Origin of the sequence: Pseudarthrobacter sp. S3, from assembly GCF_050156905.1 — a bacterium.
Classification (GTDB): domain Bacteria; phylum Actinomycetota; class Actinomycetes; order Actinomycetales; family Micrococcaceae; genus Arthrobacter.
Window position 1 is genome coordinate 2,788,267 of record NZ_CP189583.1, and the last position, 17,885, is coordinate 2,806,151.

Here is a 17,885-nt window from a genome sequence, read left to right on the forward strand (position 1 = left end):
CCCCAACCCCACGGCCCGGAGACGGTAGTTTGTAACCATGATCCAACCCGCTTCGAGCTACAACGATGACCTGCGCCTTGCCCATGTGCTGGCAGATTCCGTGGATGACCAGACCATGAGCCGCTTCAAGGCACTGGACCTCCGCATCGAGACCAAGCCGGACCTGACGCCGGTCACGGACGCGGACAAGTCCGCGGAGGAAGCCATCCGCGGCCAGCTGTCCCGCTCGCGTCCCCGCGACGCCGTGCTGGGCGAGGAATTCGGCAGTTCGGGCCATGGCTCCCGCCGCTGGATCATTGATCCCATCGACGGCACCAAGAACTTTGTCCGCGGCGTCCCGGTGTGGGCCACCCTGATAGCCCTCGTGGACGAAGGCGAACCCGTGGTGGGAGTGGTCAGTGCACCCGCGCTGGGCAAGCGCTGGTGGGCCGCCAAGGGTTCCGGCGCCTACATGGGCAAGTCCCTCGCGGCCGCAACGCGGCTCCGGGTCTCGGACGTCTCCAAGCTCTCGGATGCCTCCCTGTCTTATTCCAGCCTGGGCGGCTGGAAGGAACGCGGCAACCTGGATGAATTCCTGGGACTGACCGAAGACGTGTGGCGAACACGCGCCTATGGCGATTTCTGGTCCTACTGCATGGTGGCCGAAGGTGCCGTTGACATCGCCTGCGAACCGGAACTGAATCTGTACGACATGGCCGCACTGGTGCCCATCGTGGTCGAAGCCGGCGGCCGCTTCACCTCCCTGGAGGGCCAGGACGGACCGTTCGGCGGCAACGCCCTGGCCACGAATTCCATCCTGCACTCCGAAGTCCTCAAGCGGCTGAACCCGGATCTGGACGACCTTCTTTAGGTCGTTTTACGAATTATCGACGGCGGACGCCCCCTGATTGGGGCGTCCGCCGTCGTATCTTCGACAAATATTCCATTCCTCAAACGTGCGTAACAAAGCCCTTAACATTGGGGCGGGCTTCCTTCTCGCCCCGGCACATGTTCTACGCTCTTAACAGGTCACGAGTGCCAGCGCTAAACCCCGGTTTGCTGGCCGGCAACCCTCCATTCGCGGTGGGGTGCCCCGGGTGACGACCAGGCCGGTCCGGAATGGACACGGCAAGCGCGGATTCCCGGTACCGGGAGTCCTTTTAGAGTGAGGTCTCCTTGACAACTGCCACCGTCTCCCCCGCCAGTTTTTCCCCCAACAACGCCGCTGCGCTGATCCACGATGCCGCTACGGTCTCCGGACGCCCCCTATCCGCCGTCACCGGCGCGGAAATCCAGGCACCGTTGATCCAGGGCGGCCATGTCCGCTACGCAAACCTGGACTACGGCGCATCCGCTCCTGCCCTCTCCGTGGTGTCCGCCTACCTCAACGAGATCCTGCCGTTCTACGCCAGCGTCCACCGCGGCGCGGGCTTTGCGTCGCAGATCAGCACCTCTGTCTACGAGAACGCCCGGAACATCGTGCGCGATTTTGTGGGCGGACGCCCGGACGACTCCGTCATCTTCACCCGGAACACCACCGACTCGCTGAACCTGCTCGCAGGTTGCCTGCCAGCGACGGATGGCCGGCCGGATGGAGATGTCCTCTACCTGGACATCGAGCACCACGCCAACCTCCTGCCGTGGCAGGGCGTCCCGCACCGCAGCGTCGTCGCCGCGGACACCATCGTGGGGACCCTTGAGGTCCTGCGCGCCGAACTTGAGCAGGGCAACGTCAGTCTCCTCGCGGTCACGGGCGCCTCCAACGTCACCGGCGAGATCCTGCCGGTCAATGCCCTGGCCGCCCTCGCCCATGAGTACGGGGCGCGGATCGTGGTGGACGCCGCGCAGTTGGCGCCGCACCGACGCATCAATATCAGCACCGACGACGTCGACTACCTTGCCTTCTCCGGCCACAAGCTCTACGCGCCCTTCGGCTCCGGGGTCCTGGTGGGCCGCACGGACTGGCTCGACGCCGGTACTCCCCATCTGGCCGGCGGCGGCGCCGTCCGCGAGGCCAAGCTCGACGGCGTCAGCTGGGCCACCGGCCCGGCCCGGCACGAGGGAGGCTCCCCCAACGTCCTGGGTGCGGCTACCCTGGCACGGGCCACCCAGGTCATCGCATCCTTGGACCAGGACCGCTGGCACGCCCACGAAGCGGCCATCCGGTCATTCCTGGTTGACGGGCTCGGGAAGATCGACGGCGTCACCGTGCACCAGATCTTCTCGGATACGGACGCCGACACCGGCACCATCGGCGTGGTGAACTTCTCCGTGGCAGGATACGACGCCGGACTCGTGGCCGCGTACCTGTCGGCCGAGCACGGAGTTGGCCTCCGGGACGGCCGCTTTTGCGCGCACCCACTCCTCAAGCGCCTCGGCCTTCCCTCCGGTTCGCTGCGGGCCAGCTTCGGCGTGGGCTCCCGGCTGGAGGATGCCCAGCGGCTCCTTGCAGGCCTGGAGCAACTCCGCCGGACCGGCCTGGGCTGGGACTACGTGGTGGACGCGGGCCGCTGGGTTCCGGCTAACGACACCCGCACCTACCCGCACTGGGCGCCCAACACGCCGGGTACGGCCGGCGCGGCTCCGTGCCTTGACGACTGACTGAGCCTTTCGTCCTGTACCTCCTGATCTGACGGCCACCCACCGGGTGGAGGCCTATACGGTAAATTCGACGGATACGGCATTGGCAGAGTTGAAGGAGGCCGGACGTGGCACGGGGTGGCCCCAGGCTTGAGCACGGACGCCGCCTGGAACTCGGGCAGAGTTTCCAGGACGGCGGCGAACATTACCAGCGCGTACGCCCTGGCTACCCCGCCGAATCAGCGGACTGGCTGATCCCTTCCGGAGCCAAAGACGCAGTGGACGTGGGCGCCGGGACCGGCAAGTTCACCGCCCTGCTGATGGAACGCGGCCTGGCGGTTTCCGCCGTGGACCCGTCCCCGGACATGCTGGACCAGCTGCGGGCACACTACCCGGGGGTTTACGCGACCCCGGGGACCGCAGAGGCCACCGGCCTCCCTGAGTCCTCGTTCGACGTCGTGAGCGTTGCGCAGGCCTGGCACTGGTGCGATCCGCTTCCAGCGAGCACCGAACTGGCGCGGATCCTGCGGCCCGGCGGAACCATGGCCCTGATCTGGAACCAGCTGGACACGTCCGTGCCGTGGGTCCACCGGTTGTCCCGCATCATGCACGCAGGCGACGTCTACAAGCCCGGCTTCCGACCGGTGGTGGGCCCGGAGTTTGAAGGCCTCCAAAGCCATGTGGCGGGGTGGGAGGACAGCCTCAGCACGGCGGACATCATGGAACTAACGAAGTCCCGCAGCTACTACCTGAGCGCTGGCGAAGCCACCCGCAGCAAGGTCCTGGCCAATCTGGACTGGTATCTGCACACGCATCTGGGGCACGCCGTGGAAGGGGACATCAGCCTGCCGTACCTGACGCTGACGTGGCGGGCAGCGAAGGCGTGACGGGCGCAGACCACCGGGTAGGCTTGGAGGCGTGAAGACCAGCGCGCCCTCCTCCTCGATCGAGGACTACGTCAAGGTCATCTACGGCTTCACGGAGTGGCAGGATAAACCAATTACGTCCTCCCAGCTCGCGCAGCGCCTGGGGGTGGCCAATTCTTCGGTCTCAGAGATGGTCCGCAAGCTCAAGGACCAGGGCCTGGTGGACCACAAGCCCTACAGCGCCATCACCCTCACGGACTCCGGTGTCCAGCTGGCACTGTCCATGGTGCGCCGGCACCGGCTTATTGAGACCTACCTCGTCCAGGAGTTCGGCTACAGCTGGGACGAAGTCCACGACGAAGCCGAATTGCTTGAGCATGCGGTGTCGGACACGTTTATCGAGCGCATGGCGACGAAACTCGGCAACCCGCAACGCGACCCGCACGGCGACCCGATCCCCGCCGCGGACGGCACGGTGCTGCTGCCGAAGGCCCATCTGCTCGGCGAACTCGATCTCGGACACACCGGCCGGATCACCCGCATCAGCGACGAGAACCCGGATCTGCTCCGGTATCTTTCCGCCGAGGAAATCGATCTCGATGCCGAGGTGGAGGTCGTGGGCCGCAAGCCGTTCGGCGGCGCGCTGGTGGTGCGGATCAGCAGCCCCGGCAGGAAGCGAGATTATGATCTCGCGGATGAAGTCACCGCTGCGCTCTGGGTCCACAGCGACCACCCCCACACCGGCTGCACCCTCAGTGGCACCTGAATGACGAACACCCGCGCGCCGGCATGGCAGGCCTGGGTGGCCGTGGCGACGGGCGGCCTGGCCGGAACCGAACTCCGGTACGGCCTGGGACTCGCGTTTCCGGAAGCCGCGGGGACAATTCCCTTGACCACCCTGGGAATCAATGTGGCTGGCAGCTTTGTGCTGGCCGGCCTCACCACGGTTTGGATCGCCCGGCCGCGGACTGCATTCTGGCTACGCGCCGGCCTCGGGCCAGGACTTCTGGGCTCGTTCACCACGTTCTCAGCCGTAATGTTCTCGATTGACCAGCTGGCCACGGCTGGTGAATATCCGGTGTGGATGGCTTACCTGGGGCTGTCCCTGGTTTTGGGTCTGGGCGCCGCGGCCGGTGGCTGGCGGACCGGGCGGCTGCTCACCGACCGGCTGGAGGCAGCATCATGATGGGCGCGGTCCTGGTGGGAGTGTTCGGCATGGCGGGCGCCCTGCTGCGCTTCGCCGTCGACAGCTGGTTCGCCCACCGTTCGGGGCTCCGTGGCGCCGTGGGCTCCAGCGGGACGCCGCGGCACTGGCCGTGGGCCACGCTGACAGTCAACGTCACCGGGTGCCTGATCATAGGGCTGTCCATCGGCATCACCAAACAGCTGGGCCTCGCTCCCGAGTGGCAGACCGCCGTCGCCACCGGTTTTGCCGGCGGCCTCACCACGTTCAGCTCCTGGACCACCGCGACGGTGCGGCTGCTCAGTGAGTCGCGGTTCGGGGCCGCAGCCTTGAACGTCGGCGCCAACCTGGCCGCCGGTTTCGCCGCGGCGGCTGTGGGCATCGCCCTGGCGTCGTAGGAAGCTCCTTCGGTTTGGCCCCGTCCCGTATCGTTGACTCTGATGATTAGCAGACGTGACGCGGCAATTGCCCTTGATGTACCGATGGAAATGGCCCAGCGCCATGGCATCCCCAAACGAATGACCGAGGCGGAGCTGGGCGAAATCCTGGACAACCCGCCGGCATGGCTGATCCAGTCGAGGGCCAACCGGACCGGCAAGCGTCCGGTCTGGGTGCACCTGGAATGCGCCGTCTGCGGCTATGAAGAAGCGGCCCGGCCTAAGAAATGGTGGCCGGAATTCACGTATGTGGTGTGCGAGCACCATTCCCCGGACGAGGTGCCCCCGCTGCGGGCTGGCCTTATCAGGAGCGAGTTCGACGGCGTCGGGACCCGTTTTGTGGGCATTGCGGACGTTGCAGTTCCGGACTGATCCGGGGCATTACATTCGGGGCTGAACAGGCGTATTTTACGAAGTGGGACGCAGCCCGTCCCCCACTGTAAGGAGCACGCCATGCCGGATAAGTCACCACATCAGCAGCTGCACAAGAAACCGGTTAAAACCATCAAGGAAAAACGCGCGGAGAAGAAGGCCAAGAGCCCGATTGAAGGCCCGCAGGACCCGGTAGCCCACCTGAAGAAGCGCCGGTAGCGGTTACCCGTTCCCGGCCATCTCTTCGGGCACTGCCACAATGTCCACTTCCTGGCCGTCCCTCAGCACCCGAATCGGCAGCGGCTGGCCGATCGCATCGACGAACAGCAGCTTCTGCAGGCTCTCGGCGTTGCTGACGGGGCGGCTTCCGGCTGTCAGGATGACGTCACCCGCCCGCAGGCCCCCGCGATCTGCTGGCGAACCGGCCAGAATCTCCACCACGCGCAGCCCGTCCCGTTGTCCCGTCCTGATCACCGCGCTGGCATTGAGCCGGAACGGCGTGCTGACCACGCCGAGATAAGCCCGCCTGACACGGCCGTCCTTCAGCAGCGCCGAGATGATGCGCCGCGTAGTGGTATTGATGGGCACGGCCAGGCCCAGCCCCGCGCCGGCCACTGCGGTGTTAATTCCCACGATGCGGCCGTGAGTATCGGCCAGGGCTCCGCCGGAACTGCCGGCATTGAGTGCCGCGTCAGTCTGGATGACGTCCTCGATCACGCGCCGGTTGCCGCTGGACCACACCGGAATGGCGCGCCCCAGGCCGCTGACCACGCCAGCTGTGACTGATCCGGCCAGGCCCAGCGGATTTCCCACCGCAATGACCAGCTGGCCCACCCGGAGCGTCTCGGCATCGCCGAACTGCGCTGGGGCCACTTTCGGCGCCCGGCCGTGGACCACCGCGAGGTCAGACAAAGGATCCGCCCCCACCAGTTCAAGATCGGTCCTGCTGCCGTCGGCAAAGGCGGCATGGCCTTGGTGCGTGCCGGCTACCACGTGTGAATTGGTCAGCAGGTAACCGTCTTCCGTGAACAGCACTGCCGAGCCGGCACCCATCCGGAAACGGCCGTTGCGTCGGTTTCCGGTCATTTCAATGGCCGCAACATGCGGGGTGACCGTCTCGGCCACGCGCATGACGGTCTCCGAATACGAGTCCAGCGGACCGTCGTCGTACTCTTCCGCACGGGATTCACTGGCCGGGTCCATGGCGCACCTCCTGGCTGGCGTGGCTGCCTCCGGTTTCCAGACCTTGTGCTGCGCCGGAGCTTATTGGCGACAACCACGCGGTGGCGTCCGGTAGTCCCGGAACGGCTACGCCGTGGGTGAACAAGGGCGCAGACACGGCACTTAAATGCCAGAAGACCCAGACGCTGGGTCCGGGTCTTCTGGCAATGTCTTGCGACATTCAAAATGTGGAGATGGGGGGAATTGAACCCCCGTCCGATGTCGTGTTAACAGGTCTTCTCCGGGCGCAGTTTGCGTCGGATTTTCTCGGCCCCAGCCCTCCTGCAAACAGGTGGCTGATCCGGGCCCAGTCATCTAAGAGTCCCGTTTGCCCCGATGACGGAGGCAAGCAGCAGTGGCTATCTAAATGACGCCAGGATCCGGGGCAATAGCAACCTCGGGCTGACGGACTGTCTTACTGCTTAGGCAGCGAGAGCGAAGTCAGTGCGGTTTGATTTGGCACTTATTGGTTTGCAGACAGCGTTTACGAGATAATTCTGCATCCTCGGCCCGCTTCACCTGTCGCGACTAACATCGTCGAAACCGATCATCCCCGTATTTTGTTTTCAAACCGGCCGGGCTGTGGAGGCACAAATCCCTGCCGGACTATTTATCCTAACGCATGTCCGGCGGAAAACATTCCTACCGGCGGTTGCGTTCCCGGACCTCGCGAAGGGCTTCGCGGTTATCCTGCTGTTCACGCAGGGTCTGTCGTTTGTCGTACTCACGCTTACCGCGGGCGATCGCGATTTCCACCTTGGCCCGGCCGTCGAGGAAGTACAGCTGCAGCGGAACCACGGTGAAGCCGGACTCGCGGATCTTCACGGAGATCTTGTTGAGCTCCTCACGGTGCAGCAGCAGCTTGCGACGGCGGCGTGCGGAATGGTTGGTCCAGCTCCCCTGGTTGTACTCGGGGATATGGATGCCCTCCATCCACAGCTCATCGTTATAGAACGTGCAGAAGCCGTCCACCATGGAGGCATGGCCTTCGCGCAGGGACTTGACCTCGGTCCCCATCAGGGCGATGCCTGCCTCGTAGGTGTCCAGCACGAGGTAGTCATGCCGGGCCTTACGGTTGGTGGCCACTACTTTACGGCCACTTTCTTTGGGCACGGTGGAACACCTCAGTTCTTGGATCCTGGTTGGCTCCGGCCGTTCCGGCGCGGAGTCATACCAGTGTACGGCAGGCGCGGACCGGCGTTACAGCAGGCGCATCGGGTCAACTGCGGTGCCGTTGAGCCAGGTTTCAAAGTGTGCGTGGCAGCCCGTTGAGTTGCCGGTGCTGCCCGAGTAGGCGATGAGCTGTCCCTGCGATACCTGCTGGCCGTTGGAGACCACGATGCTGCTGTTGTGATAATAAATGGTGGTCAATGAGTTGCCCTGCACCACTCCGTGGGAGAGCTTCACGCGCCAGCCGCCGCCGTCGGCGGAGTTCCAGCCTGAGGAGAAGACCTCGCCGGCTGCCGCTGCGTAGACCGGTGTGCCGCAGGCGGCGCCGAAGTCGATGCCGGTGTGGAGGTAACCGCCGGTGCCGTAGAAGTCGATGGTTCCCGGCGGCGTGGCACGCCAGCCGAAGCCGGACGTGATGGGCACGTCACCGGAGAAGGGGTGCCGCAGGCCAAAGGCCGACGGCGATCCGGTCACCGGAACGTACGGCGCTTGTGCCGGCGGAGCCTGGCCCTGGGCGGCCGCCCGGGCGGCCGCCGCTGCAGCGGCAGCCTCGGCGAGGCGGCGCTGCTCGGCTTCCCAGGCCTCGCGGAGCCTTCGGTCACGTTCGGCGATTTCGTTGGCGACGGAGTTCTGGCTTGCTGCAACCGCCGCAATTTGGGACTGGATGCCTGGCTTGGCCGCCTGGAGTTCAGCGTCGAGTCTGGTTGTGTCGGCGATCAACTGATCAACTTGGGCCTTCTTGGCAGCGGCCTCGTCACGCGCTGCCTTTTCCCGTTCCAGGGCGGCGTCGGCCTTGGCCTTGAGGTCCCTGATCTCCGCCTCAACGGCTTCAAGCCGGGCCTGGGAGTTCACGTTGGTGGCGCTTTGCTGGGACAGCTTGTCCATGGCGGCGTTCTGGCTGCGCATGGCCTGGTCCGCGAGGTCCATGGTGTCGGTCAGGCTGCCGCCGTTGTTGGCCCCGAAGAAGAGGGTCAGGTTCGACGGAACGCCACCGGATTTGTAGGCCTGGGTGGCGATCTGGCCGATCAGCTTTTTGGTGTCGGCGATTTTCTGCTTATCAGCCTCAAGCTGCTGCGTGATTTTGGCCTTGTTCTGCTGCGCAAGGTCAACTCGCGCCGTCAGCGCTTCGACTTCCTTGACCGCACTGGCCACGCGCCCCTGGGCCTCCAGGAGGGCCTGCTGGGCGCCTGGCAGCTGGCCCTGGTAGATCACCAGGTCGCCGGCGGCCTTAGCGATGCGCGAATCCACGAATTCCAAGGACTGCTGGACCCGGGCCGCCTCAGCTTCAAGGGCGGCACGCTTGTCATCGAGCTCATCAGCATGCGCCACCGGGGCTGAGGCACCCATGCTGGCGGCGAGCAGCAGTGCCAGGACGCCGCTGATCAGCCCACCGCGGCGGCCTGAAGGTCGCGTGCGTTCGGCCCGGTGCCGGGGCACAGTTCGGTGCAATTCGTTCATCAGGATTCCTTGTTCGGTTTGCACAGCCTAAACCTTCAAATATCTGCGTAAGGTCAAGAGGGACGAAATTCCTGCCAAAGATCCGCCAAGGATCAGCAAGGCAGGCGCAAGAATGAGCGTCTGCCCCGGTGAAATGAACGCCGTGTCTGGATACTGCTTGGACAGGTACTCGCCCAGGAAGAAGTGCGCCACCGCCCACAATGTGCCGGACGCCAGGGCTGCCCCGATCACAGCCGCTATCACGCCTTCCAGGATGAACGGGAGCTGGATGACGATCTTGGACGCACCCACCAGGCGCATAATCCCGGTCTCTCGGCGGCGGCTAAAGGCCGAGAGCCTGATGGTGGTGGCGATCAGGAGGATGGCGCACACGATCATCACGCCAGCAATGCTGACGGCCACCAGGGAGGCGGCATTCATGGCAGAGAACAGCCGCTCGAGCAGCTGGCGCTGGTCAATGACCGTTTCGACGCCCGGCTGCGAGGAGAACGTCTCGCTGATGATCTGGTATTTTTCCGGATCCTTCATGTTGATCCGGAAGGATGAAGGGAGCTGGTCCGGCGTGACGGAGTCGACGATCGGAGAATTGGAGAACTGGTCCTTGAAGTGCTTGTAGGCCTCGTCCTTGGATTCGTGCTGGAAGTCGTTGACGTACTGGGCCACTGCAGGAGAGGCCAGCAGTGTCTTCAGGTTCTCCTGCTGCTCCGCGGTGACCGGCCCGGTGGCGCAACCGGCCGCCGTCGAACCGTCACTGCAGAGGAAGATGGCAACCTGGACTTTGTCGTACCAGTAGCCCTTCATCTGGTTGATCTGGAGCTGCAGCATGCCTGCGGCGCCGACGAATGTCAGCGAAACAAAGGTGACCAGGATGACCGAAACCACCATAGTGATGTTGCGCCGCAGTCCGCTGCCGATCTCACCGAGGATAAAGGCGAGCCTCATCGCTGCTCCTCCCCTGAGCCGGTATTCCGTTCCCCGGGTGCGGGGGGCTGGGCTTCGTCCCGGCCACTGGCGTCCCTGAGCCGGCGGGATTGGCCTACTACGGGGATCATGGAGGTATACAAAGCCCTGGCCTCATCGCGGATCACGATGCCGTTCCTGAGCTCGACAACGCGCTTGCGCATCTCGTTGACGATGTCGTCGTCGTGTGTGGCCATGACCACGGTGGTGCCGTTCTGGTTGATCTTGTCCAGCACGCCCATGATGCCCATCGAAGTGGTGGGGTCCAGGTTGCCGGTGGGTTCGTCGGCAAGAAGGATGCCGGGGCGGTTGACTACCGCGCGGGCAATCGCCACACGCTGCTGCTCGCCGCCGGAAAGTTCATGGGGAAGGCGGTTTTCCTTGCCTTCCAGGCCCACGGTCTTGAGGACTTCGGGGACGGTGTCGCGGATAACGCTGCGGCTCTTGCCGATGACCTGCATCGCGAAGGCAACGTTGGCGAACACGCTCTTTTGCGGAAGGAGCCGGAAGTCCTGGAAGACCACGCCGATGCCACGGCGGAGCCTGGGCACGCGCCAGCTGGAGATCTTGGCGACGTTTTGCCCGGCCACGTAGACGGCGCCGGAGGATGCCCGGTCTTCCTTCAGCACCAGCCGCAGGAAGGTGGACTTTCCGGATCCGGAAGCGCCGACGAGGAAGGCAAATTCACCACGGTCAATCTCAAGGCTGACATCGTCCAGCGCAGGCCGGGCCGTCTGGTCGTAGACCTTGGTGACATTTTCGAATCGGATCATGGCCCTAAGTACCCTGCAGGCACGGCTGATACAGCCCAGATCTGCAGCCGGTGCGCGGGCATTCGTTTGGGGGAAGAAGAGCCCCGGCTCCTCGACTATACGCAGCCTCTTGGCCGGATTTCGGGGGCTACGGGGGTGTGTCGCGCGATCGGGCCTAGCCGGTAGGCACGGCAGGTGCTACTTCGCGGCGTTGCGGTTGTCGGTGCGCCAGCGGATCCCTGCGTCGATGAAGTCGTCAATTTCGCCGTCGAACACTGCGGAGGTGTTGCCCACCTCGTGTTCGGTGCGGAGGTCCTTGACCATCTGGTACGGGTTCAGGACGTAGGAACGCATCTGGTCGCCCCAGGATGCCTTGACATCGCCGGCGAAGGCTTTCTTTTCGGCGTCCTCCTGTTCCTTCTTCAGCAGAAGGAGCCGGGACTGCAAAACGCGCAGGGCAGCTGCCCGGTTCTGGAGCTGCGACTTTTCGTTCTGCATCGACACCACGGTGCCGGTGGGGATGTGGGTGAGGCGGACGGCGGAGTCTGTGGTGTTAACCGACTGCCCGCCGGGACCGGAGGACCTGAACACGTCAACGCGGATCTCGTTGTCCGGGATGTCGATGGAGTCCGTGGATTCGATGAGCGGAATGACCTCGACGGCGGCGAAGGACGTCTGGCGGCGGCCCTGGTTGTCGAACGGGCTGATTCTTACCAGGCGGTGGGTTCCGGCTTCGACGCTGAGTGTGCCGAACGCGTACGGTGCTTTGACTTCGAACGTTGCGGACTTCAGTCCGGCCTCTTCGGCGTAGGACGTGTCCATCACGGTGGTGGGGTAACCATGGCGTTCGGCCCAGCGCAGGTACATACGCATCAGCATTTCGGCGAAGTCCGCGGCGTCAACGCCGCCTGCCCCTGCCCTGATGGACACCACGGCTTCGCGTTCGTCGTATTCTCCGGAAAGAAGGGTCACCACTTCGAGGTCTTTCAGGGATTTCCGGATGGACTCCAGCTCGGCAGCGGCTTCGCCCATGGAATCGGCGTCGTCCTCGTCCTGTCCGAGCTCCACCAGCACTTCGAGATCATCAATCCGCGACACCAGCTTGTTCAGCCGCTCCAGCTCGGACTGGCGGTGCGACAGGCGTGAGGTGATCTTCTGGGCCGCGGCGGGGTCATCCCACAGGTCGGGCTCGCCGGCGCGTTCGCTCAGTTCGGCGATGTCTTCCTTCAGGGCCTCAACATCGCTGACTTGTTCGATGGAGGTGTAGGTGGCGCGAAGAGCGCGGATCTCTGCGGAAAAATCAATAGTGGCCATGGTTGTTTAAGCCTACGCTATTAGGCCGAAGTGCCGGACTTCCCTGACTTCTCCGCGTCCAGTCAGCGCGTGAGCCGGGAACGCGCCATGGAGGCCGCTTCGATTCTGATTCCATCAGGCACCAGGAAGTTCACCATCGGCGGGTGGACAACAGCGCTGAGAACCACGACGGCGGTGGATCCGTCAGGGCTGCCGGTCCCCGCTGAAACGGCTAACCCGTCGAACCGGACCGACGACGGGCTCCGGGCGACAAAGTCGGCCGCAACGCTGCGGACGCGGCCGGAACCCAATATGGCTGAGGGGTTCCCGCCCTCTCCCCCGACCTCGCCCAAGGTGTAGCTGTCGGCGGCAGCCAGCGAGGCGCCGTCGGCCAGTGACAGCAACCTTTTGTGTTCAAGGTAGACGCTGGAAATGCCGGTGACCACCGTAACCACCAGCAGGGCCACCGCGACGTAGCCAATGATCATCACGATCATCTGGCCGTCCTCGCCTGAGTCGCTGGGTTTGGCTTCGGGGATCGCTTTGTGCGTCATCTTTGGGGTCACCTGAACCTGCCCACAAGTTGGGTGGACGAGGCCTCAACTTCGCTGGCCTTGAGCCTGAAGTCCTCGTTGAACGGCACGAAGGGCAGCGGCACAGTGAGGTTGACCGTGACGGTGACGGCCGTGCCGGCGGCCTGGCAGTCGGCAGGGACGCACCGGGTAGATACGCGTGCCTGCCCGGCATCGTGGCCGAAGTCCGCGAGGGCGATGAGGGCTGCCTGTTCGGCGGCGGCCTGCGCCGATGGTGCATCCGGCTGGGCCACGAACACCTTGGCGGCCTGGTCAGCGGCGCCGACTACGGCAAATGACCCGCCCTGGATCTGGCCTACGGTGATGATGAAGTAGACCAGCGGGACCATCAGGAGCAGGGCGAGGAACGTGAATTCGACCACCGCGCTCCCTTCTTCCCTTGATCCCTCGCCAAGTGCCTCCCGGAATCTCTGGTGGAGACGGGTTCGCAGGCTTTCAGGGTTGGATGGCTGCATGCCCTTTTACCTCCAGCAGGTCCCGCGGGCCGATAAGCCCGATGACGGGCATGGGAGCCTTGATGGTTACTTCCAGGGTCCGCAGGCCCTGGAACGTCATTTCCGTGGTGCTGATGTCCTGCGCGAAGTCAGTGTTGAGCGCGGTCACAATCAACATCGCCGCCCGTTCTTCGGCGTCTGACGCTCCCCGGTCTGCGAGCGTTCCGTAGCGCGCCCCGGAGGCGGCGGCGTCGATCAGTGTGTTGTGGACGTGCAGGACCAGGGTCAGCTGGATGATCGCCAGGAAGAACATGGTGAGCAGGCCGCCGACCATGACGAAGTCCACTACTGCTGAGCCGCGTTCATCCGTGCGCCAGCCCGGCTCGGCGCCGTCCCTGGACCGGCGCGGTAGCCTGCTGGACGAGCACTGGCTGGCGCCCAGCATGTTTTACTTGCCGACCTTGTCCATGGCCTGATTGAACATCGTTTCGAGAGCCGGGCCGGCGAGAGCCAGCAAGGCAGCCACCAGGACCGCAGACATTAAAGTGATCATCACCCAACCAGGCACGTCGCCACGCTCCGGGTGGTCATGGACAGAGGCCTCGCCGCCATGCCGGGCGTCTGTTCTGCCCGACGCGGTCCCACCGGCCCATGCCCAAAGGCCGGCAAGCAACGCAAGGAGCAACACGCTGCTCGAGATTCCCATGTTTTTCATTTCGGTCCCATTCATTGTGTAAGTGACGCTGTGTAATTGACGTGGCGGCTAAGGGATTTGAGCGCAGAAGTGATGGTCATGGCTACAATCCGAGGCTGATGGCCGCGATGCCGGGGAAAACTGCGAAGACCACCGTTAAGGGAAGGACACCAAAAACCAAGGGAACCATCATGGCAATTTCCTTTTTGCCCGCCGACTCCATCAGATCCCGTTTTGCCGTGTCCCGGACGTCCTGGGCCTGAGCCCTCAACACATCGGCCAACGGGGTACCCCGCTCGACCGCAACGATGATGCCGTCAACAAATCTGACGAGCGGCCCCAGATCTGTATGGGCGGAAAACTCCTGGAGCGCTTCCACCAGCGGTTTCCCAGCCCTGGTCTCAGCAAGAATCTTGGAAAACTCCTTGGCCAGTTCTCCTCTCGCACTGCGACAGACGCGGTCCAGCGCACCCGTGGCACTTTCACCGGCACCGACCGCCAGCGCCATAAGCTCGGCGAGGCTGGGGAATTCTGCCATCATTCGGGATTCCCGCCTGCTGATCTGGACGCCGAGCCAGAAGTCCCGGAACAGAAAACCGCCGAGCGCGCTTCCGAGGACGGCCACAACCGCGAGGAAGGGACTGAAGCGGCCGGACACCGCGCCCAGTACCACCGCCGCCAGGGCGGCGGCGAATCCCGCGGCGGCCCAGAGAAGCTGCTCGGCCCGGAAATCGACAGGTGCTTTGCTGATCCCCGCTTGAGCAAGCCTTCGGGTCAGCGCCTTTGACCCGAGGTTTAACTTCCCAAGGGCGGCGAGTCCGTCGTGAAGCAGTGGACGCACGATCCGTTCCAATGGCCCGAATGGAGTGGCGTTCTGCCCGCTTGCCCGCAGCAACCGCGATTCAAGGTTTTGCGATTTCAGCTGTGGCTCGATGCGCTCGACGAACGTGAGCGGGCGCATAATGGGCAGCCGGACGAAGATCAGCCAGAGGCCCGTTCCGAGTACGATGCCGCAAACAAACGCGGCCGCCGAGATACCATTCATCGCAGCACCCGTTCGTCCTGCGGAAGGGCGCCAATGCGCAGCATGATGGAGTAACAGACCAGCGACACTACGAGCCCGCCGAGGAGGACACCGGCTCCCACGGGGGTGTTGTAGGCGTTGACGGCCTCCGGCCTGGTGGCCAGGAGGAGCATAACGATCCATGGAGCGGCCACCGCGAGCCTGGCGGCGTTAACCGTCCAGGACTGCCGGGCCTCAAGCTCACTGCGGGTCCGCGCATTTTCCCGGAGGAACTCCGCGAGGGTGCCCAGCAGTTTCCCCAGGTCCGAACCGCCCACTTCACGGGTCAGCCGGAGTGCCTCGACAATCCGGTCCGCCACAGGGTCCGCCAGCCGGTCCTTGAGTTGGTTAAGAGAGGCATCGAACTGCCCGCCGGCACGGTAGTCGGCTCCGAAATCCCGGAAAACATGCCGAAGCTCCTCGGGGCCCTTCTCCCCCAGCTGGATCAGGGCCTCCGGCAGTGAAAGCCCGGCGCGGATGGCCGAGCGCAGGTGGTCTACAACGTCCGGCCAGAGCTGGCGTAGGACGGCGGTTCTCCTGTTTGCCCGCCACCGGACAATGCTGACGGGCAGCCAGGCGCCGAACAGTCCGAAGCAGACAGAGATCGGCCATGACCGGCTGACCACAAAGAAGATGAGAGCCACAAAAATGCCTAAGCCCAGGCAGGAGGCGACAAGGCCCGGCCCGGTGACCCTTTCGATTCCGGCCGAGGCCAGCAGGTCCTCGAGGCGGCTGACCCTCGGGCGGCGCTTCAGCGCGGCCGGTTTCTCCCAGAACGACCACCAGATCAGGAAGAGCCCGGCGCCTGCAAGCACCCCTAACAGAGGCGCCATCAGCGCGGCTCCAGCAGCGCCGCGACGTCGTACCCTGCTCGGGAAAACTTCTCCGCCGCGGGCATGGAGTTGGCCCGCGGCTGCAGCTGGCCATCCTCCATCGCGAAAACCATGGAGGATTCGATGATGCCGTTTTCCACCCGCCGGCCGAGGGAAAGGATCTCGGTTACTTGGCGGCGGCCGTTGGCGTGGCGGCTGCAGTGAACCACGAGGTCGATGCAGGACGCGACGGTAGGGACCACGAAGGCAGACGAGATATTTTCACCGGCGAGCAACGGAAGGGTACAGATCTTGGTCACCGCGTCATGGGCTGAGTTTGCATGGACCAACTTCTCTATTAACCGGGCAATAAAAGTTGAGTTCCATACGGCGATGAACTTGTTCCAACAACGAACAAGGAGAACAGGTTATGGATACGGACTACTGCTGGCTGGATGATGTCGTCGGCGTTGACTACGCGGCGCTGGGTGCGGCATTGTCTGCCGGTCTCGCAGGTGCGAACTTCAATCACGTTGAGAGTGAACCGGAGGTCTTCGGCTTCCTGACTGCTGCGTGATGGACCGGACCGGATTCAAAGGTCGGACGCTCCAACGTCTTCTCCGTCCACATTATTTTCTGCGGATATGAGCAGCTTGTGAATGTCGAGGTGGGTGATTTTCACTTGGCAGCAAAACACTCCCGGTTTATTCCTGTCGAGATAATACCCGCGCTTCCCAGTGTTAGCGCGGAAGTGTCTGACAACCCTATTTACACAATTCCGGAACACAAAATGGGAGCTGTTCTGGCGCATGCTTCATGAGCCATCCAGCACCTAGATCACGCGAAAAAACTGCATGACATTCATGCTTTACATTGGACATATGAGCATCCGGGAATTCGCCGGAGGCGATGATTCGCAGAATTGCGAATGCATTTATTCAACCAGGATCAATCTACCGAAGGGAGGCAGTTATGAAAGTTTGCAGCAACGGTCATAGGCACAATCACCACCGGTGCCTCGAATGCAACCGGGCAACGAGCGCAGCTAGCTACAGCAGGAACCGCGAGCAGCGTTTAGCGAAAGCGAAAGCCCAGCGCGCCGAGTACAAGGCACTCAAGGAAGCAGCACAGACAAAAGAAATCGCCACCAGCAAGTAGCCCTAACTACGAACTGATGGCGATCCGAAATATGTAAACCGATCCTCACGAGATCGATTCGAAGATGAAATCCACACCACGCTATATGGAAAGTAGATCAACACCATGAAGAAACTATCACAGAAACTGAAGGTCCGGGCAACCGGTCTCACCCCGGCTCAGTCCGACATGACAAAGCACTTCAAAAAGAACCCTGATGGCGCCACCTACCCGGTCCGAGTGATCGATGCCACCACCTTTCTGAAGATGGTTGTCATGTTCATCGCTTCGCTGATCCGCCCCGAGTTGGACAAGACCTACCGTGCAACTTTCATGAACGTCGGCAACTGGAATGACTGCGTTCAGTGGCAGGGTGCCACCACTCTGGACGGGTCTGCACCGACGAGCGTGTGCCGTCGCATCGCTAGATTCTTCGGACTTGACGTGCCCAACGGCGCTCGGATCGCTCACATCTGTCAGGAGACGAAGGACTGCGCCGCTGAATCCAAGTGCTCTCACAGGGCTTGCGTGAATTTGACCCGCTGGCACGTGACGACGCCTTCCGGCTGCATCAGCCGGAGCAACAATGCCAAGTTGGGCGAGGCAGGGAAATTCCCGAGTACATGCGGCGCTGGACCGATTGCAAGTACGGACATGACACAGTTCCCGGCGAGAAGTACAAGACCCGCAACGCGATTCATCAGGCTACGAGCCGGACTAACACAGCGGCTCGTCTGGCAGTTCGCGAAGAAGCTATCCACAAGGGTGAACTCTTTTAGGAGCTGAAGTCACCTACCCGCTTAGAGCTGACTCGCTACCACCAGCTCAACCCGATGTATCCCAACACCGGGAGCGTTCTGAGTTCACTCCGCTCCCGGTGT

At 63.4% G+C, this 17,885-nt stretch carries 22 protein-coding genes, 1 other RNA gene, 1 pseudogene and 1 riboswitch; of the genes and pseudogenes, 10 read left to right on the top strand and 14 right to left on the bottom strand.

The window, feature by feature from the left end:
- The first annotated feature begins 37 nt into the window (after nt 1-37).
- From hisN to ACQCSV_RS13395, 8 genes are all read left to right on the top strand, one after another.
- Nucleotides 38-850 carry a histidinol-phosphatase gene (gene hisN, locus ACQCSV_RS13360; protein ID WP_185260962.1) on the top strand — a complete coding sequence of 271 codons (813 nt, stop codon included), beginning with the start codon at nt 38-40 and terminating at the stop codon, nt 848-850.
- Between the two features lie 156 nt (nt 851-1,006).
- Nucleotides 1,007-1,120, top strand: a riboswitch (SAM riboswitch).
- Between the two features lie 35 nt (nt 1,121-1,155).
- The gene (locus tag ACQCSV_RS13365; RefSeq protein WP_426938559.1) at nt 1,156-2,580 is read left to right on the top strand and encodes an aminotransferase class V-fold PLP-dependent enzyme; all 1,425 of its coding nucleotides are present in this window, start codon (nt 1,156-1,158) and stop codon (nt 2,578-2,580) included.
- A gap of 107 nt (nt 2,581-2,687) precedes the next feature.
- Entirely contained in the window at nt 2,688-3,446 is a 759-nt protein-coding gene (locus ACQCSV_RS13370) for a class I SAM-dependent methyltransferase (protein WP_354223788.1), read from the top strand.
- Nucleotides 3,447-3,477: 31 nt separating this feature from the next.
- A complete protein-coding gene (locus tag ACQCSV_RS13375; RefSeq protein ID WP_426938560.1) occupies nt 3,478-4,191 on the top strand; it encodes a metal-dependent transcriptional regulator in 714 nt (237 codons plus the stop codon).
- The gene (locus ACQCSV_RS13380) at nt 4,192-4,611 is read left to right on the top strand and encodes a CrcB family protein (protein WP_354223786.1); all 420 of its coding nucleotides are present in this window, start codon (nt 4,192-4,194) and stop codon (nt 4,609-4,611) included.
- Nucleotides 4,608-5,006 carry a CrcB family protein gene (locus ACQCSV_RS13385; protein ID WP_354223784.1) on the top strand — a complete coding sequence of 133 codons (399 nt, stop codon included), beginning with the start codon at nt 4,608-4,610 and terminating at the stop codon, nt 5,004-5,006. Before ACQCSV_RS13380 ends, ACQCSV_RS13385 begins: the two co-directional genes overlap by 4 nt.
- A 42-nt stretch (nt 5,007-5,048) precedes the next feature.
- A complete protein-coding gene (locus tag ACQCSV_RS13390; protein ID WP_354153577.1) occupies nt 5,049-5,417 on the top strand; it encodes a hypothetical protein in 369 nt (122 codons plus the stop codon).
- 81 nt (nt 5,418-5,498) lie between these two features.
- On the top strand, nt 5,499-5,636 hold the full coding sequence (locus ACQCSV_RS13395) for a hypothetical protein (protein ID WP_185260969.1): 138 nt from the start codon (nt 5,499-5,501) through the stop codon (nt 5,634-5,636).
- A 3-nt stretch (nt 5,637-5,639) separates the two neighbouring features.
- On the opposite strand, the gene ACQCSV_RS13400 is transcribed toward ACQCSV_RS13395, so the two are convergent.
- The 14 genes and pseudogenes from ACQCSV_RS13400 to ACQCSV_RS13465 form a co-directional block, all read right to left on the bottom strand.
- Nucleotides 5,640-6,620 carry a trypsin-like peptidase domain-containing protein gene (locus ACQCSV_RS13400; protein ID WP_354153576.1) on the bottom strand — a complete coding sequence of 327 codons (981 nt, stop codon included), beginning with the start codon at nt 6,618-6,620 and terminating at the stop codon, nt 5,640-5,642.
- A 204-nt stretch (nt 6,621-6,824) separates the two neighbouring features.
- Nucleotides 6,825-7,193, bottom strand: a transfer-messenger RNA (tmRNA) gene (gene ssrA, locus ACQCSV_RS13405).
- A gap of 87 nt (nt 7,194-7,280) precedes the next feature.
- The gene (gene smpB / locus ACQCSV_RS13410) at nt 7,281-7,751 is read right to left on the bottom strand and encodes an SsrA-binding protein SmpB (protein ID WP_160672161.1); all 471 of its coding nucleotides are present in this window, start codon (nt 7,749-7,751) and stop codon (nt 7,281-7,283) included.
- An 87-nt stretch (nt 7,752-7,838) separates the two neighbouring features.
- Nucleotides 7,839-9,266, bottom strand: a complete 1,428-nt coding sequence (locus tag ACQCSV_RS13415; protein ID WP_354153575.1) for a peptidoglycan DD-metalloendopeptidase family protein — start codon at nt 9,264-9,266, stop codon at nt 7,839-7,841.
- Between the two features lie 27 nt (nt 9,267-9,293).
- Entirely contained in the window at nt 9,294-10,208 is a 915-nt protein-coding gene (gene ftsX / locus ACQCSV_RS13420) for a permease-like cell division protein FtsX (RefSeq protein WP_354153574.1), read from the bottom strand.
- The gene (ftsE, locus tag ACQCSV_RS13425; RefSeq protein ID WP_354153573.1) at nt 10,205-10,999 is read right to left on the bottom strand and encodes a cell division ATP-binding protein FtsE; all 795 of its coding nucleotides are present in this window, start codon (nt 10,997-10,999) and stop codon (nt 10,205-10,207) included. Before ftsE ends, ftsX begins: the two co-directional genes overlap by 4 nt.
- A 177-nt stretch (nt 11,000-11,176) precedes the next feature.
- Nucleotides 11,177-12,292, bottom strand: a complete 1,116-nt coding sequence (prfB, locus tag ACQCSV_RS13430) for a peptide chain release factor 2 (protein WP_426938561.1) — start codon at nt 12,290-12,292, stop codon at nt 11,177-11,179.
- 62 nt (nt 12,293-12,354) lie between these two features.
- A complete protein-coding gene (locus ACQCSV_RS13435; protein ID WP_354161262.1) occupies nt 12,355-12,825 on the bottom strand; it encodes a pilus assembly protein TadG-related protein in 471 nt (156 codons plus the stop codon).
- An 8-nt stretch (nt 12,826-12,833) separates the two neighbouring features.
- The gene (locus tag ACQCSV_RS13440) at nt 12,834-13,226 is read right to left on the bottom strand and encodes a hypothetical protein (protein WP_354166887.1); all 393 of its coding nucleotides are present in this window, start codon (nt 13,224-13,226) and stop codon (nt 12,834-12,836) included.
- Nucleotides 13,227-13,299: 73 nt separating this feature from the next.
- On the bottom strand, nt 13,300-13,743 hold the full coding sequence (locus ACQCSV_RS13445) for a TadE family protein (RefSeq protein ID WP_354223780.1): 444 nt from the start codon (nt 13,741-13,743) through the stop codon (nt 13,300-13,302).
- A gap of 3 nt (nt 13,744-13,746) precedes the next feature.
- On the bottom strand, nt 13,747-14,013 hold the full coding sequence (locus ACQCSV_RS13450) for a hypothetical protein (RefSeq protein WP_354161252.1): 267 nt from the start codon (nt 14,011-14,013) through the stop codon (nt 13,747-13,749).
- An 82-nt stretch (nt 14,014-14,095) separates the two neighbouring features.
- Nucleotides 14,096-15,037 carry a type II secretion system F family protein gene (locus ACQCSV_RS13455; protein WP_354223776.1) on the bottom strand — a complete coding sequence of 314 codons (942 nt, stop codon included), beginning with the start codon at nt 15,035-15,037 and terminating at the stop codon, nt 14,096-14,098.
- On the bottom strand, nt 15,034-15,888 hold the full coding sequence (locus ACQCSV_RS13460) for a type II secretion system F family protein (protein WP_426938562.1): 855 nt from the start codon (nt 15,886-15,888) through the stop codon (nt 15,034-15,036). Before ACQCSV_RS13460 ends, ACQCSV_RS13455 begins: the two co-directional genes overlap by 4 nt.
- Nucleotides 15,888-16,214, bottom strand: a pseudogene (locus ACQCSV_RS13465) (CpaF family protein); the annotation flags it as partial. The gene ACQCSV_RS13460 and the pseudogene ACQCSV_RS13465, both read right to left, overlap by 1 nt.
- Nucleotides 16,215-16,297: 83 nt before the next feature.
- Here ACQCSV_RS13465 and ACQCSV_RS13470 point away from each other — a divergent pair.
- Both ACQCSV_RS13470 and ACQCSV_RS13475 read left to right on the top strand, forming a co-directional pair.
- Nucleotides 16,298-16,444, top strand: a complete 147-nt coding sequence (locus ACQCSV_RS13470; protein ID WP_426938563.1) for a hypothetical protein — start codon at nt 16,298-16,300, stop codon at nt 16,442-16,444.
- Nucleotides 16,445-17,130: 686 nt separating this feature from the next.
- Nucleotides 17,131-17,790: a hypothetical protein gene (locus ACQCSV_RS13475; protein ID WP_426938564.1), complete on the top strand. Its 660-nt coding sequence runs from the start codon at nt 17,131-17,133 to the stop codon at nt 17,788-17,790.
- Nucleotides 17,791-17,885: the final 95 nt, after the last annotated feature.

Excerpts from the sequence above, each read along its gene's own strand:
- hisN (WP_185260962.1), top strand. The coding sequence starts at position 38 with ATGATCCAACCCGCTTCGAGCTACAACGATGACCTGCGCCTTGCCCAT.
- ACQCSV_RS13380 (WP_354223786.1), top strand. The coding sequence starts at position 4,192 with ATGACGAACACCCGCGCGCCGGCATGGCAGGCCTGGGTGGCCGTGGCG.
- ACQCSV_RS13385 (WP_354223784.1), top strand. The coding sequence starts at position 4,608 with ATGATGGGCGCGGTCCTGGTGGGAGTGTTCGGCATGGCGGGCGCCCTG.
- ACQCSV_RS13390 (WP_354153577.1), top strand. The coding sequence starts at position 5,049 with ATGATTAGCAGACGTGACGCGGCAATTGCCCTTGATGTACCGATGGAA.
- ACQCSV_RS13395 (WP_185260969.1), top strand. The coding sequence starts at position 5,499 with ATGCCGGATAAGTCACCACATCAGCAGCTGCACAAGAAACCGGTTAAA.
- ACQCSV_RS13400 (WP_354153576.1), bottom strand. The coding sequence starts at position 6,620 with ATGGACCCGGCCAGTGAATCCCGTGCGGAAGAGTACGACGACGGTCCG.
- ACQCSV_RS13415 (WP_354153575.1), bottom strand. The coding sequence starts at position 9,266 with ATGAACGAATTGCACCGAACTGTGCCCCGGCACCGGGCCGAACGCACG.
- ftsX (WP_354153574.1), bottom strand. The coding sequence starts at position 10,208 with ATGAGGCTCGCCTTTATCCTCGGTGAGATCGGCAGCGGACTGCGGCGC.
- ftsE (WP_354153573.1), bottom strand. The coding sequence starts at position 10,999 with ATGATCCGATTCGAAAATGTCACCAAGGTCTACGACCAGACGGCCCGG.
- prfB (WP_426938561.1), bottom strand. The coding sequence starts at position 12,292 with ATGGCCACTATTGATTTTTCCGCAGAGATCCGCGCTCTTCGCGCCACC.
- ACQCSV_RS13435 (WP_354161262.1), bottom strand. The coding sequence starts at position 12,825 with ATGACGCACAAAGCGATCCCCGAAGCCAAACCCAGCGACTCAGGCGAG.
- ACQCSV_RS13445 (WP_354223780.1), bottom strand. The coding sequence starts at position 13,743 with ATGCTGGGCGCCAGCCAGTGCTCGTCCAGCAGGCTACCGCGCCGGTCC.
- ACQCSV_RS13450 (WP_354161252.1), bottom strand. The coding sequence starts at position 14,013 with ATGAAAAACATGGGAATCTCGAGCAGCGTGTTGCTCCTTGCGTTGCTT.
- ACQCSV_RS13455 (WP_354223776.1), bottom strand. The coding sequence starts at position 15,037 with ATGAATGGTATCTCGGCGGCCGCGTTTGTTTGCGGCATCGTACTCGGA.
- ACQCSV_RS13460 (WP_426938562.1), bottom strand. The coding sequence starts at position 15,888 with ATGGCGCCTCTGTTAGGGGTGCTTGCAGGCGCCGGGCTCTTCCTGATC.
- ACQCSV_RS13470 (WP_426938563.1), top strand. The coding sequence starts at position 16,298 with ATGGATACGGACTACTGCTGGCTGGATGATGTCGTCGGCGTTGACTAC.
- ACQCSV_RS13475 (WP_426938564.1), top strand. The coding sequence starts at position 17,131 with ATGAAGAAACTATCACAGAAACTGAAGGTCCGGGCAACCGGTCTCACC.